Source organism: Pectobacterium betavasculorum (assembly GCF_000749845.1).
GTDB classification, from domain to species: domain Bacteria; phylum Pseudomonadota; class Gammaproteobacteria; order Enterobacterales; family Enterobacteriaceae; genus Pectobacterium; species Pectobacterium betavasculorum.
Map to the genome: position 1 here is coordinate 644280 of NZ_JQHM01000001.1, position 16717 is coordinate 660996.

Annotated in this window: 16 protein-coding genes; 11 read left to right on the forward strand and 5 right to left on the reverse strand. The window is 50.4% G+C overall.

Annotated elements, in window-relative coordinates; all coding sequences use genetic code 11:
• Nucleotides 1-65 precede the first annotated feature (65 nt).
• Nucleotides 66-1232 carry a PQQ-dependent sugar dehydrogenase gene (locus KP22_RS02895; protein WP_039300794.1) on the forward strand — a complete coding sequence of 389 codons (1167 nt, stop codon included), beginning with the start codon at nucleotides 66-68 and terminating at the stop codon, nucleotides 1230-1232.
• A gap of 280 nt (nucleotides 1233-1512) precedes the next feature.
• Here KP22_RS02895 and KP22_RS02900 read toward each other — a convergent pair whose 3' ends face one another.
• Nucleotides 1513-2130, reverse strand: coding sequence for a glutathione S-transferase family protein (locus KP22_RS02900; protein WP_039322272.1), 618 nt, complete (start codon nucleotides 2128-2130; stop codon nucleotides 1513-1515).
• 141 nt (nucleotides 2131-2271) lie between these two features.
• On the opposite strand from KP22_RS02900, the gene KP22_RS02905 reads away from it, so the two are divergent.
• From KP22_RS02905 to KP22_RS02920, 4 genes are all read left to right on the forward strand, one after another.
• Nucleotides 2272-3117: a MetQ/NlpA family ABC transporter substrate-binding protein gene (locus KP22_RS02905; protein ID WP_039322275.1), complete on the forward strand. Its 846-nt coding sequence runs from the start codon at nucleotides 2272-2274 to the stop codon at nucleotides 3115-3117.
• An 81-nt stretch (nucleotides 3118-3198) separates the two neighbouring features.
• A complete protein-coding gene (locus KP22_RS02910; protein WP_039300785.1) occupies nucleotides 3199-4215 on the forward strand; it encodes a methionine ABC transporter ATP-binding protein in 1017 nt (338 codons plus the stop codon).
• The gene (locus KP22_RS02915) at nucleotides 4208-4867 is read left to right on the forward strand and encodes a methionine ABC transporter permease (RefSeq protein WP_039300784.1); all 660 of its coding nucleotides are present in this window, start codon (nucleotides 4208-4210) and stop codon (nucleotides 4865-4867) included. Before KP22_RS02910 ends, KP22_RS02915 begins: the two co-directional genes overlap by 8 nt.
• 280 nt (nucleotides 4868-5147) lie before the next feature.
• A complete protein-coding gene (locus tag KP22_RS02920; RefSeq protein ID WP_039300780.1) occupies nucleotides 5148-6353 on the forward strand; it encodes a serine hydrolase in 1206 nt (401 codons plus the stop codon).
• On the opposite strand, the gene deoR is transcribed toward KP22_RS02920, so the two are convergent.
• From deoR to KP22_RS02935, 3 genes are all read right to left on the reverse strand, one after another.
• Nucleotides 6350-7123, reverse strand: coding sequence for a DNA-binding transcriptional repressor DeoR (deoR, locus tag KP22_RS02925; protein ID WP_039322278.1), 774 nt, complete (start codon nucleotides 7121-7123; stop codon nucleotides 6350-6352). The two genes, KP22_RS02920 and deoR, sit on opposite strands and share 4 nt — an antisense overlap.
• Before the next feature lie 31 nt (nucleotides 7124-7154).
• On the reverse strand, nucleotides 7155-7823 hold the full coding sequence (gene deoC, locus KP22_RS02930; protein ID WP_039300775.1) for a deoxyribose-phosphate aldolase: 669 nt from the start codon (nucleotides 7821-7823) through the stop codon (nucleotides 7155-7157).
• Nucleotides 7824-8154: 331 nt separating this feature from the next.
• On the reverse strand, nucleotides 8155-9843 hold the full coding sequence (locus tag KP22_RS02935; protein WP_039300772.1) for an aspartate:alanine antiporter: 1689 nt from the start codon (nucleotides 9841-9843) through the stop codon (nucleotides 8155-8157).
• Between the two features lie 573 nt (nucleotides 9844-10416).
• Between KP22_RS02935 and KP22_RS02945 the strand changes: the two genes are divergently transcribed.
• Complete coding sequence (locus KP22_RS02945; protein ID WP_039300770.1) at nucleotides 10417-10788, forward strand: inner membrane protein YbjM; 372 nt, start codon at nucleotides 10417-10419, stop codon at nucleotides 10786-10788.
• A gap of 70 nt (nucleotides 10789-10858) precedes the next feature.
• Here the strand turns inward: KP22_RS02945 and KP22_RS02950 are convergent, their stop codons facing one another.
• Complete coding sequence (locus tag KP22_RS02950; RefSeq protein WP_039300768.1) at nucleotides 10859-11125, reverse strand: GrxA family glutaredoxin; 267 nt, start codon at nucleotides 11123-11125, stop codon at nucleotides 10859-10861.
• A 356-nt stretch (nucleotides 11126-11481) separates the two neighbouring features.
• On the opposite strand from KP22_RS02950, the gene nfsA reads away from it, so the two are divergent.
• From nfsA to potG, 5 genes are all read left to right on the forward strand, one after another.
• Entirely contained in the window at nucleotides 11482-12201 is a 720-nt protein-coding gene (nfsA, locus tag KP22_RS02955; RefSeq protein WP_039300765.1) for an oxygen-insensitive NADPH nitroreductase, read from the forward strand.
• A 16-nt stretch (nucleotides 12202-12217) separates the two neighbouring features.
• A complete protein-coding gene (gene rimK / locus KP22_RS02960) occupies nucleotides 12218-13129 on the forward strand; it encodes a 30S ribosomal protein S6--L-glutamate ligase (protein WP_039300762.1) in 912 nt (303 codons plus the stop codon).
• Between the two features lie 277 nt (nucleotides 13130-13406).
• Nucleotides 13407-13886, forward strand: a complete 480-nt coding sequence (locus tag KP22_RS02965; RefSeq protein WP_039300758.1) for a type III secretion system chaperone family protein — start codon at nucleotides 13407-13409, stop codon at nucleotides 13884-13886.
• 368 nt (nucleotides 13887-14254) lie between these two features.
• Entirely contained in the window at nucleotides 14255-15364 is a 1110-nt protein-coding gene (gene potF, locus KP22_RS02970; protein WP_039300755.1) for a spermidine/putrescine ABC transporter substrate-binding protein PotF, read from the forward strand.
• Nucleotides 15365-15569: 205 nt separating this feature from the next.
• Complete coding sequence (gene potG / locus KP22_RS02975) at nucleotides 15570-16703, forward strand: putrescine ABC transporter ATP-binding subunit PotG (RefSeq protein WP_039301116.1); 1134 nt, start codon at nucleotides 15570-15572, stop codon at nucleotides 16701-16703.
• Nucleotides 16704-16717: the final 14 nt, after the last annotated feature.

Genomic DNA, 16717 nt, shown 5'->3' on the forward strand with positions numbered 1-16717 from the left:
TTTTTTTGCACAAACACCGCCCGCCGCCTAAATTTACAGGACTTTTGTTGGATGGAGACAACGCTATGTCCGCTTGCCTGATGCCTCGCAATTCCGCTTCACACACTGTGTTACGACGATTTTCTGCTGCGCCACACTGGTTATTGCTTAGCGCAACGTTGCTGTTTTCCAGCCAGTTATTGGCGGCTGAACCGAAGGTGACGGAATTACAGGATAAGCTGGATCACCCGTGGTCATTAGCGTTTTTGCCGGAAGAACAGGGAATCCTGATTACGGAACGTGCGGGGAATCTCCGCTTATGGAAAGCGGGTAGCGCACTGTCTGCGCCAATCGCTGGCGTGCCGAAAGTCTTTGCCAAATCACAAGGTGGGCTACTGGAAGTCGCGTTATCGCCAGATTTTGCGCAGAACCGGCGCATCTATCTGAGCTTTGCTGAAGAAGGGAGCGATGGTAAAGCGGGAACCGCCGTCGGATATGGCAAACTTTCTGAGGATAATCAGCGGGTAGAGAATTTCACGGTCTTCTTCCGTCAGGAACCGAAGCTGTCGACGGGTAATCATTTTGGCGGAAAGCTAGCCTTTGATCGACAGGGGCATCTGTTTATTGCGCTGGGTGAGAATAATGAGCGCCCGACTGCACAGGATCTGGATAAATTACAGGGTAAAATTGTTCGCCTGACGGCAGATGGCAAGGTGCCGCCCGATAACCCGTTTGTCAACACGCCTAACGCGCGGCCGGAAATCTGGTCTTATGGGCACCGTAATCCACAGGGATTGGCGATTAATCCCTGGTCTGGCGTGCTGTGGGAAAATGAACATGGCCCGAAAGGTGGCGATGAGATTAACATCCCCAAAGCGAGAGAAAATTATGGTTGGCCGATTGCAACACATGGCATCAACTATTCCGGGCTAAAAATTCCAGAAGCGAAAGGAAAAGAGATCGCAGGAATGGCGAATCCTGATTTTTACTGGGAGAAATCACCGGGAATCAGTGGAATGGCGTTCTATAACAGCGATCGTTTCCCGCAGTGGAAAAACTCGGTCTTCATCGGCGCTCTGGCAGAGAAGAACCTGATTCGTCTGACGCTTGAGGGTGACAAGATCGCGTCACAAGAGCGTTTACTGAACGACCGCGGGGAACGTATCCGCGACGTAAGGCTGGGGCCTGATGGCTACCTCTATTTGTTGACCGATCACGACAATGGCAAATTGCTGAAAGTTGGGCTGGAGTAAAAAATCAGGCACCGGAAGGTGCCCCGTTGACAAACCTATGAAACGAGAGCGGGGTAATGGGATAGAAGAGTAAAGCGTTTGCGCCATGGACAAAAACGTCAGGAACGTTTTTGAACGTCGCTAGCGACGGCCCTGAAAGGGTGAATCTCAGGGATGAGATTCATATCTGCGCAATCCGAGCTTACAGGGATGTACTTGCAGCGTCTTTACGATCTACCCATTATCACCGCTCTGCATGCTTTGTCAGCAAAATCAGTCGCCTAACGGTGCCTGTGTTCACTTAAGACAGCGGGATCATGACGTGCTTCTGATAAGCCGGACGCTCGGTTAGCTGCTGATACCAGCGCTCCAGATGAGGATGTGTCTGACGTTCAATCGACATATTCAGCCAGCCGTAGACTACGCAGCCTAGCGGAATATCGCCAATGCCAAACCGATCGCCGGATAGCCATGACTGACGAGCCAGAACCGCATCGACAATACCGAACAGACGCTCACATTCGGCTATGCCTTTCTGTACCAATGCCATATCGCGTTTCTCTGGCGCGATGCGCACCATATTAATGAATACCGGGCCGAAAGAAGCCGCAAGCGAGCTGGTCCAGTCCATCCACTTTTCTGCGCCGGCACGTTCACCCGCATCAGCGAGATACAGCGAATCCTGACCGTACTGTGCTGCCAGATAACGCACGATAGTATTGGATTCCCACAGCACCAGATCGTCGTCCTGTAAACAGGGGATGAGGCCATTCGGGTTCATTGCCAAATAATCAGCATCATGATTCCGGCCGAATTGTCCGCCAGCCACAATGTGTTGATAAGGCAGGGCAAGTTCTTCCGCGCACCACAGGACTTTCTTTACGTTGGTCGAATTGTCACGACCCCAAATCGTTATCATAGCTACCTCTTTCTACATAAAGGATGTTCAGACGTTTGTGACAGTCGATGAGAAATAATGATATGCCTTTTTAGTCTTTATGATTTAACTTGTCATTCTTAATAATGACAACAAGTTACATTTAGACAGGAAAGTTACACAATGAAATTGACGCATTCTGTTCGCGCCGCGCTGGGCATCACGTTGTTTGCCGCTGGTTTGCAACTTGCTGTGGCCAGCAGCGATCCGCAGACGATCACGTTTGGCGTGGCTCCGGGGCCGTATGGCGACATGGTGAATTTGGCGATTAAACCTGAACTGGTGAAAAAAGGCTATAAAGTCGTCGTACGTGAATTCAGTGATTACGTTCAACCCAATCTGGCGCTGGCCAACGGCAGCATCGACGCCAACCTGTTTCAGCATACGCTATATCTGGAGAAATTTGCCGCCGATAAAGGGTTAAAAATCTCTCCACTGATCGTGGTACCGACGGCCAGCATGGGCTTCTATTCGAAGAAGATTACCTCGCTGGATGAACTGAAGAAAGGGGACGTCGTCACGCTCTCTAACGACGCCACCAATCTGGCACGTGGTCTGCGTTTCCTGCAATCGATAGGGCTGATTACGATCAAGGCCGATATCGATCCGACCAAGGCGTCTGAGAAGGATATTCTTGAAAATCCACGCGGACTGGTCTTCAAACCGATGGAAGCGGCACAGTTGCCTCGTACGCTGGACAGCGTGACGGCATCGCTGGTGAACGGTAATTTTGCGCTGGCATCTGGCATGAAGCTGTCATCGGCCATCAAGCTGGAAACGCTGGATGAAAATCTGAAGAATGTTATTGCTGTGCGTACCGACGATCTCAATAAGCCATTCGTGAAAGATACAAAAACGATTGTGGAATCACCGGCGTATGCCGCTGTGATCAACGATCCGGCGTTGATGTATAGCCAATTCCAGAAACCTGAGTGGATGCAGGCGAAAACGCCAGCGCCCGCACAGTAAGCATTAAGCTGCACAGAATACGATTTGGCCGGTCTATGACCGGCTTTCTTCTTTTCCGCTCAGGCCAGGAGTTTGCGGATAATGATCAAGTTAGAAGGGGTTTGCGTTGACTTCTCACAAGGGAAGCAACCAGAAAATCGTGCGGTAGACAATGTGTCTCTGCATATCCAGCGCGGAGAGGTTTACGGGATTGTTGGTACCAGCGGCGCGGGGAAAAGCACGCTGCTGAGAACCATCAACCTTTTGCAGCGACCAACCTCCGGCCGTGTGCTGGTTAATGGCGTGCTTATCAGTGAATTAGCCGGACAGCCATTGCGGGAACAACGGCAAAAAATCGGCATGATATTTCAGCATTTCAACCTGATGCAGACGCGCACCGTGACGGAAAACGTCGCGTTCAGCCTGAAGGCAGCGGGGAAATCCAATGCAGAAATCACTCTGCGCGTGCCGGAAATCCTGACTCTGGTCGGGTTGTCGGATAAAGCGTCGTCTTATCCAGCACAGCTCAGCGGCGGTCAGAAACAGCGAGTGGGCATCGCCAGAGCGATTGCCAACGATCCCGAAGTGTTGCTGTGCGATGAGCCGACCTCGGCGCTCGATTTGGAAACGTCAGCCGCTATTCTGGCACTACTGAAAGAGATTAACGATAAACTGGGTATTACTATCGTGCTGATCTCCCATGAGATGAGCGTAATTAAGGCGGTCTGCGATCGGGTCGCGGTGATGACGGGCGGTCGGGTTGTGGAAGAGGGTGATGTTTTCGATATCTTCGCTACACCGCAGCACGCGTTTACCCGCCAATTGGTATCCCATACGCTGGATCTCGCCTTGCCGCCTCGCTTGCTGGAGGATTTACAGGGCACGTTATTGAAGATTCTGTTCGTCGGTGAATCGGCGGAGCAACCGGTACTGTCGGACGTGGCGACGCGCTTTGGTGTATCCGTCAACATCCTGCACGGTAAGATTGAATACATCGGTAATCGTGCGTTGGGCATACTCGTGGCGCTATTGACTCATCCATCCGACCCCGAAAAAGTGGTGGAAGCAGTGGAACATATTCAGGTAAGAACGGCGAACGTGGAGGTGCTACATGGCTGATTTATGGATCGATCTGCTTGCCGCGTTTGGTGAAACCTTCCAGATGGTGGGTATTTCCACGCTGTTTGCTGTGATCGGTGGTTTACCGCTGGGGCTGCTGATTTACGTTACGGACAGGAATCTGTTCTGGCAAAACCGCGCCGTCTATCTGTTTGGCACGGTGTTGGTGAATATCATCCGTTCTATTCCCTTCGTTATTCTGCTGGTGTTGCTACTGCCGCTTACGCAGATTCTGTTGGGCAATACCATTGGACCTGTGGCGGCGGCGGTGCCGATGTCTGTCGCGGCGATCGCGTTTTATGCCCGGCTGGTGGATAGCGCACTACGTGAGATTGATCCCGGCATCGTGGAAGCGGCCGAAGCTTTTGGCGCCAGCCCGATGCGCATTATCGGCACGGTACTGTTGCCAGAGGCAAAAGCTGGGCTATTACGTGGCCTGACGATTACGCTGGTAAGCCTCATCGGCTATTCGGCGATGGCGGGCATTGTTGGCGGCGGTGGCGTGGGCGATTTGGCAATCCGCTTCGGCTATTACCGTTATGAAACCGAGGTGATGGTGATTACCGTGATTGCACTGGTTATTCTGGTGCAGGTAGTGCAGACGCTGGGTGACTGGTTGTCGAAACGCGCGGATAAGCGCGAGCGTCGTTAGACGCCACGTCCTGGCACGAGGGCAGGCCGATGTGCCATGTTCCCTCGTGCCTCTGTTATTTTTCTGATTTCCCTGTCATTTGCATTTTCAGACATTCCTTATTTTCTCTAAGTTACTTTTTTATAAACGTTTTTTTAGAACCTTTCATTTCTTTGACTATCTTTACAGAGGCAACGGTTTTCATCCCAAGGATGACGCGTTACCTTTATATGTTACTAAAGTTTTCAAAACATATTGAAAATTAAGAATTTTAACGACTGATGGACATTGCGGCGAACTCATGAAAACAACTCCTTTCCTGACCAGACTCACGTCTTTCTCTGTAGGTACGGTATTGCTTGTTGGTTTGGTGCCTCTCACCTATGCGGAACAGTTGCCAGCCGTGCCGCAGATTGATGCCAAAGCTTTTATCCTGATCGATCACAACAGCGGTAAAGTGCTGGCGGAGAGCAACGCAGATGAGCGTCTTGATCCTGCCAGCCTGACAAAAATCATGGCGAGCTATGTGATTGGGCAGGCGATAAAATCCGGTAAAATTCGTCCGACGGATGAAGTCACGGTGGGAAAAGACGCGTGGGCAACGGGTAATCCGGCGCTGCGCGGATCGTCGCTGATGTTCCTTAAGCCTGGCGATCGCATCCCGGTTTCTGAGTTAAATAAAGGGATTGTGATTCAGTCGGGCAATGATGCCAGCATTGCACTGGCGGATTACGTCGCGGGCAGTCAGGATGCATTCGTCAGCCTGATGAACAATTATGCGAAGGCACTGAATCTGACGAATACGCATTTTCTTACTGTACACGGCCTTGATGCGCCGGGGCAGTACAGCACCGCGCGCGATATGGCGCTGTTAGGGCAGGCGCTGATTCGCGACGTACCGGAAGAGTATGCATTGCACAAAGAAAAAGAGTTCACCTTCAATAATATTCGTCAGCCTAACCGCAACCGTCTGCTATGGAGCACGAATCTGAATGTGGACGGCGTGAAAACCGGTCATACCAACGGAGCGGGACACAATCTGGTGGCCTCGGCCACCGAAGGCAATATGCGCCTGATTTCTGTGGTGCTGGGGGCGAAAACGGATGCCATTCGCTTCCGTGAAAGTGAAAAATTGCTCACCTGGGGCTTCCGCTTTTTCGAAACGGTAACACCTATCAAGACGGATGCGCCTTTTACTACGCAGCGAGTGTGGTTTGGCACCGAGAAAGAGGCGCGCCTTGGTGTTGCACAGGATGCTGCGCTGACCATTCCAAAAGGGCAAATGAAGAACCTGAAAGCCAGCTTTACGCTAAATCAGCCGCAGCTTTCCGCACCACTGACCAAGAATCAGGTTGTCGGCACTATCGACTTCCAACTGGAGGGTAAGAGCATCGGACAGCGCCAACTGGTGGCGATGGATGATATCCCCGAGGCGGGTTTCTTTAGTCGCCTCTGGGATTCGGTGGTGATGAAAGTGCAGCAGTGGTTCGGTGGGCTATTCGGCTAATTTTCCGGATGAATTAACTGAATGCCGTTGTTGGAGAAGTAACGCAGGTATTGTTCTCCCGGGGCGCTGTCTGAAATTACCGTATCAAACAGCGTCATCGGGCCGATGCAGGCGCGTTTGATCTGACCGAATTTACTGTTGTCTGCCACAATAATGATGCGCTGTGCGGTCGCCATCGCGCGTTGCTTCATGCTCAGTTCTGCAAAGTTAAAGCAGGTCGCACCTGCGTTAAGTTCGATACCCGCCGCAGAGATAAAGGCTTTATTCGGACAAATATTGTCTAGTTCACAGCGTTGATTGAGCGGGGTAAAGATCGCGTTATCGGGATGGTATTCCCCGCCGCATAAAATCACTCTGCACGCCTTTTTTTCCTGTAACGCCAAAAAGGTGTTCAGGGAATAGCAAATCGCGGTAAAGGGCAACTCATCAGGAATGGCATCGATGATGAAGGGAATGGTCGTGCCACAGTCGAAAAAAACGGTATCGTTTGCTTCCACCAGATAGGCAGCCGTAGTACCGATAGTCTGCTTCTCGCTTACGTGCTTGGTCTGCTGGTCGGAGACAAAATAGTTTGTGACACCGTTATTCTTCAGGTCGCTAACGACATAGCCGCCGAGCAGCATAACGTTGGTGGAATCTGCATTTAGATCGCGGCGCACGGTCATCTCGGACACGCCGAGTAGTTGTGCGGCGTCCTTAAGATGGAGTTTATCGGTTTTCTTTAATGCCTGAGTCAGTCTGCCGATTCGTTCGTCGCGCCGCGTTTCCATAAAATTCCCTGCGAGTAAGCTATTTTTGTTGTTAGTAGTTTCCTGCGGCAGCAGCGTCACCTGAAACGATAGCAACGCCTGAACTGGTGCCAATACGCGTGGCGCCAGCTTCAATCATACGTTGTGCCGTTTCGCGATCGCGAACCGCGCCGGAGGCTTTTACACCCATCTCACTGCCGACGGTATTACGCATCAGTCGGACGTGTTCTTCGCGTGCGCCGCCAGTGCTGAAACCGGTGGACGTTTTGACAAACGCGACATCCAACTGACGACACATTTCACACACCAGCACAATCTGTTCGTCATCAAGCAGACAGGTTTCCAATATTACCTTCAACGGTATGGCGGCGCAAACCTCACGCACGGCCTGAATATCTGCTTTGACGGCCTCAATCTTCCCGCTTTTTAGCCAGCCGACGTTAATCACCATGTCGATTTCCTGGGCACCAGCATCAATCGCGGCTTTTGCTTCAAACGCTTTGCTGGACGTCAGTCCTGCACCGAGAGGAAAACCAATAACCGAGCACACCTGTACCGCTGAACCTTTCAGTTTGTCAGCGACTAAGGGAACGTAGCCGGAATTAACACAGACGGCATAAAAATGGTGCGCTATCGCTTCTTCGCACAGCGTGGCGATTTGTTGTTCGGTGGCATTTGCTGCCAGCAGAGTGTGGTCGATATAGCGTGCGTAGTCAGTCATGGTGAATCCTTGGTTATGTCAATAAAAAATCAGCTAGCGTGATTATGGCACTCAATGACTTTAGTGTCACAGGAATAACAAAAAAATTAATTTTTGTTATTTTTATAACAAATAATGGCGTACATGCGGTAACCGATGCATGGGAAGTGGAGGTTGTTTTGAATTGCGCACACTAGAAAAGAAAACGCCCATCGCTCTTGAACCTGAAAGGCGGGAACGATGGGCTCCTCAATAAGGGGAATCAAAGAAAAGCAGTGGCACTTATTCAGACTTTAGAGCAAAGAAAAAGTTCTGGTTTTTAGAAAATAATATTGACGATTTTTTACATTTTTCAGCCGGGTAATTCAGGCCAGATAACCACGATAAGTGAACCTGCTAGTGTGAGCAGCACGTTAGCAATGGCGTAGGTACCCGCATAGCCGAGCGCAGGAATGTTACTGCGTGCCGTATCGCTGATGATCTCCATCGCCGGTGCGCAGGTTCGTGCACCCATCATGGCACCAAACAGCAGCGCTCGGTTCATTTTCAGTACATACGCGCCGAACAGAAAACAAATCACCACCGGGACAAGGCTGACAATCAGCCCTGAAGCCAGCATCTGGATACCAACCTCACCCAGACTACTGTTGATTGTACTACCTGCACTCAGGCCTACGCCCGCCATAAAGACCATCAGGCCAAATTCTTTGACCATGTTAAGCGCACCTTGCGGAATGTAGCCGAAGGTCGGGTGGTTGGCGCGCAGAAAGCCCAGCATAATACCGGCGAAAAGCAATCCGGCCGCGTTACCGATACCAAAGGTGAAATTGCTGAACTGAATCGTGATCAGCCCGATCAACACGCCGATAACGAAAAAGGCGCAGAAGGCTAGCAGATCGGTGACCTGGCTATGAATAGAAATGAACCCGATTCGCTCAGCAATGCTTTTTACCCGGCGGGTGTCACCGCTGACCTGCAAGACATCGCCTTTATTCAGCACGACGTTATCGTCAATCGGCATTTCGATCTGGCTACGCACGATACGGTTAAGGAAACAGCCGTGATCGGTTAGCTTTAATTGGCTAAGGCGCTTGCCGACGGCATTGTGATTCTTGACGACGATCTCTTCCGTCACGATGCGCATATCCAGCAAATCGCGGTCGAAAACTTCCTTGCCATCGCGGAAGTTGGAATTCAGGCGAGAGTGTGCATCTGGATAGCCTACCAGCGAGATCTCGTCGCCGATTTGCAAGACAGCATCGCCGTCAGGGCTGGCCAAAATACCGTTACGTCGAATGCGCTCGATGTAGCAACCCGTTTGGCGATAGATCCCCAGCTCACGCAAATTCTTGCCCGCCGCCCAGTCGACTAGCTCAGGCCCAACGCGATAGGCGCGAATTACCGGCAGATACACTTTTCGCTGGCTGTCTGCATCTAACCCACGCTCGCGTGCGATCTGCTGTGCGCTGGTGGGGAGATCCTGATGCTGGAGTTTGGGCAGATAGCGTGCACCAAAAATGAGGCTGACCAGCCCGACCAGATACGTCAGTGCATAGCCCAGACTCAGGTGATCTTGTTCAATATTAAGCTGGCTACCCAAACTGGCGGTATTGCGCAGCGTGTCGCCCGCGCCGACCAGCACCGGCGTTGATGTCATGGATCCTGCCAGCATGCCCGCAGTCAGGCCTATTCCCCAGCCAAAGAGTTTGCCCAGACCTAACGCCAGTAACATAGCGCTGCCGACCATTACCAGCGCGAGCATGAAATAATTTTTCCCGTCGCGGAAGAAAATAGAAAAGAAGTTCGGCCCCGCTTCTACTCCAACGCAAAAAATAAATAACATAAAACCTAGGCTCAATGCTTCGGTATTAATCGAAAAATGTTGTTGACCGAGTAATAAAGAAACAACTAAAACGCCAATAGAATTACCGAGTTGTACTGGTCCGAGGCGTAACTTCCCTAGACAGAGTCCTAATGAAAGAACCACAAATAAAAGCAGAATGTAATTCCCATTTAACAAATTAGCGACGTTTATATTCATGGAATGTAACTTGTTGTTTACCAATAAGCTCTTGATGTTATTCATTATAGCGGCTAAATTTAGCCATGGAATGCATGAATTCTTATGACGGTATCAATACACGTCAGCTGAAAGGAATCAGCCTCATTCAGTATAATTTATCCGATAAAAATTGTTCAGTGTAATTATTGTTTAATTAAATGATCGTGGTGTCGCTGTTGACGAAATACGCGGGGTATCGTCTTTTTCTACTGACAGTCTGGGCGTCGAATAAATCATAGCGAAGCCTCATGTTTTTCATGTCGGGGAATAGAGACACCCTAAATAATTCGAGTTTCAGGCAGGTGGCAAGAGAATGAGTCCCGATGAGCTTACTCTGGTAAGTAATTCGGGTGAGTGACAAATCTACCAGTGGCAGATTTGAACGCTGCTTGCAGCGGCCCCAACGGGTTGAGGTACACGCCAGTGTGCCGAGTATCGCAGCCAACGCACATGCAACTTGAAGTATGACGGGCACACCAATCATTTTTACCATACCGAGTGCTTCGGTATCTAGTTGATGCAGATTGGGAAGCATATTGAAAGGGGCGATTTATGGCAATAAATAAAGGCTGGGTCGGTGCGACCTGTTGTTTTCTATTGTTCACCGTAGTGTTTCTGAGCCAAAAAATTGAAGTATCGGGTGTCGCGGTGAATGACGGGTTGCGCGGTAGTCCTGGTATGTTGCTCTTTCTGTTTCCCGGCATGGTGGCTTGTTTTCTTTCCGCACGTGGTCGCCTGCTTTACCCGCTGTTCGGCGCGCTGGCGGCGATGCCTGTGTGTTTACTGGTTCTCCACCTGTGGAATACGCCGATGCGTTCTTTCTGGCAAGAGTTGGCCTATGTGATGAGTGCGGTCTTTTGGTGTGTACTGGGGGCGCTGGGTATGCTGTGTTTACGCGGCCTGTATCGACGCTACCTGCGCTGAGTGGGGTTGCGATAAAAACCCATAAAAAAGCGCGGACTTCCGCCGCGCTTTTGTCCTGCCAGTCGGATGATTATGACTGGAACAGCGCCAGATGCTCTTTGGCATAGGCTTCAAAATCGGTGCAGCCACCGATGTGTTTTTCGTCCAGGAAAATTTGCGGCACGGTTTCAACCGGCTTTCCTACCGTCTTGGACAAATCTTCTTTCGAAATACCTTCTGCGTGAATGTCTACATAGCGGAAGCTGAAGTCATCACGTTGCTCGGACAGTTTTTCTGCCAATTCTTTCGCACGTACACAATAAGGGCAAGCTGGGCGCCCGAAAATTACAGCGAACATGTAAACTCCTTTGTAAAATTAGAAAATGTGCTCATTCTTGAAACGCATAGCGTGACGCCTGTTGCAGACAAGGCCGCGGCTAAAAATGTTACGGTTAATGAGACTACTGCGAATCGCGCTACTATGCCTGCATTCATTTTTGAAAAAAAGTAGTCATTACCTGTTACAACGATTTACTGAGGCTATTATACCGTCATATCTCAAGCTGCATGTACATTGGTTGGTCAAATTCGCTCCCAACGAATTAGTCCTTCTCTTACGCTTCACGTTGTTCAAAACGCCAACGTATTGTCCTGCAACTCGAATTATTTAGGGTATAAAGAATGAAATAACTTTACCGACCCAAGGATGCCAGCGTGACACCAACTATTGATTTGCTACAACGCCACCGTTCCATTCGCGCGTTTACGTCTCAGGCTGTGACAGATGAGCAACGCCACGCCATCATCGCCTCCGCACAAAGCGCATCCAGCTCCAGTTTTTTACAATGCAGTTCGATTATCCGTATTACCGATCCTGCCGTGCGTGAAACGCTTGTTCACTATACCGGCGAGCAAGGTTATGTGGCACAGGCTGCCGAATTTTGGGTCTTTTGTGCTGATTTTTATCGGCATGTGGAGGTTTTCCCACAGGCGGAAACCGGGCTGGCGGAGCAATTACTGATTGGCTGTGTCGATACCGCTATCATGGCGCAAAATGCGCTGGTTGCCGCCGAATCGCTGGGGCTAGGCGGGGTGTTTATTGGCGGCATTCGCAATCGCATTGCTGATGTGACGCAGTTACTGCAATTGCCAACGCTGGTGATGCCGCTGTTTGGTCTGTGTCTGGGGCACCCGGACGCCGAGCCGATGCTGAAACCGCGCATGCCAACCGCTATGATGCTGCATGAAAATGTCTATCAGCCGCTCGACCGAGACGTGTTGGCGCAATACGATGAACAAATGGTGGAATATTATCTGCAACGTACCGGTAGTCGGCGTGAAAGCTGGAGTGAGCACGTTGAACTGACGCTGAAAAAAGAGTTACGTCCGTTCATGTTGGACTACTTACATCAGCAAGGATGGGCGATACGCTAGTATCTGTAGGGTATTTATGAAGATAGCCATTCTGTCTCGTGATGGGGCGTTGTATTCCTGCAAACGTCTGCGTGAAGCGGCTGAAGCGCGCAAGCACAGCGTTGAGATTATTGATCCGCTCTCCTGCTATATGAATATCAATTCGGCGGCGCCGTCGGTGCATTATCGTGGGCGTCGGCTGGATAAATATGATGCAGTTATTCCGCGTATCGGCTCACAGATCACGTTTTATGGCACGGCGGTATTGCGCCAGTTTGAAATGCTGGGCAGCTACCCGCTGAATAATTCTGTTGCGGTTATTCGCGCTCGTGACAAGCTGCATTCATTGCAACTGCTTGCCCGCGAAGGGATTGACCTGCCGATCACCGGATTCGCTCACTCGCCGGACGATACCGGCGACCTGATTGCGATGGTAGGCGGTGCGCCGTTGGTGGTCAAGCTGGTAGAAGGTACGCAGGGAATCGGTGTTGTATTAGCTGAGACGCGCCAGGCTGCGGAAAGCGTGATTGATGCCTTTCGCGGGCTGAATGCGCATATTCTGGTGCAGGAATATGTGCATGAAGCTCAGGGCAAGGATATTCGCTGTTTTGTGATCGGCAATCGGGTTGTTGCGGCTATTGAGCGACAGGCAAAGGCGGGAGAGTTCCGTTCAAACCTCCATCGCGGTGGTTCGGCGAATAAAGTGAAAATTACGGCGCAGGAACGTACGATTGCCATCAAGGCGGCGAAAACATTGGGTCTAAATGTGGCGGGTGTTGATATTTTGCGTGCCGAGAGGGGGCCGCTGGTGATGGAAGTGAATGCTTCACCGGGGTTGGAAGGGATTGAAACGACAACCGGACTCGACATTGCTGGCATGATGATTGAATTCATTGAGCAAAATACTCCGAGGCTCATCGCAACATCAGCAACAATCGTCAAAAGTTAGTTTTTTGAAACAGGGCTGTACCGTAAAATGGGGCTTTACCCCTTAGTGTGTGGGCCTTGGGCTAAGCCGACCTGCTGTGTGGCTGCGCAGTAGAATGCGGAAAGCGGAAAGTTGTGTGCTTTTATCATGGCATCGTCAAACAATATTCCGTAAGCTATGTGCCGTTTTTGGCATTGTTTCTGTTTAAGGCGGTTTCTGTTTTAACATCGCTTCTGCATAAACGGTGTTCTCTTTTCAATAACGCTGTCTGTACGGCGGCAAGTATGAGGCAAACATGATGGATTCACTCATCGTTCCGGATTTGGCTATGCTACGGCGGTGGCTGGATCAATTGAACATTCTGTATTTTGAATGTGACTCCTGTCAGGCGCTGCATCTTCCTCATATGCAAAATTTTGATGGTATTTTCGACGCAAAAGTTGATCTGGTAGATAATGTGATTCTGTTTTCTGCTCTTGCCGAAGTGAAACCTAGCGCGCTTATTCCTCTGGTCGGCGATCTAAGTCAAATCAATGCTAGCTCGTTGACCGTCAAGGCCTTTATCGATGTTCAGGACGATAACCTGCCAAAACTGATTGTCTGTCAGTCATTCAGTGTTGCCGCAGGCATGACGTTGGAACAATTCAGACATTTTATGCAGCAATCCGAAGAACAGATCTCGATGGTGATCCTTGAAGCCGGCGCTAATAATCTGCTGTTTATCGGTGAGGAAGAAGAGGGCTCTGCTGTCAGAGTCACGACCTCACATCTGCATTGATACGGTTGCTGCCAACGGCAGCAATTGGTTTTACTTATTTTTCTTTCACCGCCATTTATTCTGGTTATTTCGCATTATTGCCAGATATTTCTCTTTGTTTATCGCTAAACGCCTTCATCACATCGATAAAATATGAATAAATAATCGTTAAAAGCCATTTTTTACGTTCAAGTATGGTGCGTACGATGTTGTGGGGTTATGCTTTATTCCTGTAAGGGACAGACTGCCGAGTCAGGGCTATGTCTGTGTCTGAGCGAATAAAAATTGGTGCATACTCATTCACCGGTTTGATAGCGCGGCAGGATATATTTTGTATCGGAACGATACATATACCCACGAATCACCCCCTTGTATGGAGGAAGGAACGGATGTTCACCCAACGTAAAAAATGGTTATCGGGTGTTGTTACCGGCTTGCTGATGGCCGCGTCCGTCACCGCAACTGCGGAAGAGAAAACGCTGCATGTTTATAACTGGTCCGACTATATCGCACCGAACACGTTAGCCAATTTCCAGAAAGAAACCGGCATTAAGGTCGTCTATGATGTGTTTGACTCCAACGAAGTGTTGGAAGGCAAGCTCATGGCGGGCAGCACGGGTTTTGATCTGGTGGTACCTTCTGCCAGCTTCCTTGAGCGCCAGCTCTCAGCGGGAGTGTTTCAGCCATTAGACAAGAGTAAGTTGCCGAATTACAAAAATCTGGATCCTGAGCTGATGAAGCTGATAGCTCAGCACGATCCAGATAACAAATATGCGTTGCCTTACCTGTGGGCGACCACCGGCATCGGCTATAACGTTGATAAAGTTAAAGCTGCGCTGGGTGCCGATGCGCCAGTTGACAGTTGGGATCTGGTACTGAAGCCAGAGAATCTGGAAAAGCTGAAAAGCTGTGGCGTATCCTTCCTGGATGCACCGGAAGAGATCTTCGCCACGGTACTGAACTATCAGGGTAAAGATCCGAACAGCACCAAACCGGGTGATTACAGCACGTCAGCGACCGATCTGTTGCTGAAATTGCGTCCAAGCATTCGTTACTTCCACTCATCGCAATATATCAACGATCTGGCTAACGGCGACATCTGCGTTGCAGTCGGCTGGGCTGGCGATATCATGCAGGCGGGGAACCGTGCAAAAGAAGCGAAGAACGGGGTAAATATCCAATACAGCATTCCGAAAGAAGGTGCGTTGGCATTCTTTGATGTCCTCGCCATTCCGAAGGATGCTAAAAATCTGGATGAAGCCTACGCGTTTCTGGATTACCTGATGAAGCCGGAAGTGATGGCTGAGATCAGTAACCACACGTATTACGCCAGCGGCAATCTGGCATCCTTGCCTTTGGTGAACGAAGATATTCGTAACAACCCAGGCGTTTACCCGCCAGCCGATGTCCGCGCTAAAATGTTTACGCTCAAGGTACAATCTCCTCAGATTGACCGTACACGTACACGTGCATGGACCAAGGTCAAAAGCGGCAAATAGCCTTTTGGATCTGAATAGTTACCCACGCACTTGATGGTTGCTGGTTTCGGCAACCTGAGAATGGATGGGTATAAAATGTGGCAAAGAACAGGCGGAGATACCGCCTGTTCGCGCTCTATATTGTGTCACACCGCTGGATATAAAAGTGCCTACTGGCAACATCAGCGATGTGACTTGTTCTGCTTTTGCCGGAGAGCAATGCGAAGTGAATGACGCGATCCCCCGCCCTCAATCAAAACCTCAAAAAGCGGCCACGCCGCTGCTGGAAGTGCGTAACCTGACGAAGTCTTTTGATGGTCAGGCCGCCGTTGATGATGTCAGCTTGACGATTTACAAAGGCGAAATTTTTGCTCTGCTGGGTGCCTCCGGCTGTGGGAAATCCACGCTGCTGCGCATGTTGGCAGGTTTTGAGCTCCCCACGCAGGGGCAGATTGTTCTGGATGGTCAGGATTTGTCATTGGTGCCGCCTTATCAGCGTCCCATTAATATGATGTTTCAGTCTTATGCGCTGTTCCCACACATGACGGTGGAAAAGAATATCGCGTTTGGTTTGAAACAGGACAAGCTCCCGCGTGCAGAAATCAAAGAGCGCGTGGAAGAGATGCTGTCGCTGGTGCATATGCAGGAGTTCGCTAATCGTAAACCGCATCAGCTTTCCGGTGGTCAGCGTCAGCGTGTGGCGCTGGCACGAAGTTTGGCGAAGCGTCCAAAATTGTTGTTGCTAGACGAGCCGATGGGGGCGCTGGACAAGAAATTGCGCGACCGTATGCAGCTTGAAGTCGTCGATATCCTGGAGCGCGTAGGTGCGACCTGCGTGATGGTGACGCACGATCAGGAAGAAGCTATGACCATGGCTGGTCGTATTGCCATCATGAATCGCGGCAAGTTCGTACAGATTGGCGAGCCAGAAGAGATTTATGAGCACCCGAATACGCGTTTCAGCGCGGAATTTATCGGCTCGGTCAATATGTTTGAAGGGATATTGCAGGAACGTCAGGACGATGCGCTGATCATCAAAAGCCCTGGGCTGGTGCATTCGCTGAAAGTAGATTCGGATGTCTCGGTGGTGGATGGCGTTCCGGTTTACATCGCGTTGCGTCCTGAAAAAATTATGCTGTGCGAAGAGGTTCCGGCTGATGGCTGTAATTTCGCGGTGGGGGAAGTTGTGCACATCGCTTATCTGGGCGATTTGTCGATTTACCACGTCAGGCTCAACAGTGGGCAAACTATCAGCGCGCAGTTACAAAATGCCTACCGTTATCGCAAAGGCACACCGACCTGGGGAGATGAGGTTCGGTTGTGTTGGGATGCGGATAGCTGTGTGGTTCTGACGGTGTAGTGAGGAAGAATGAC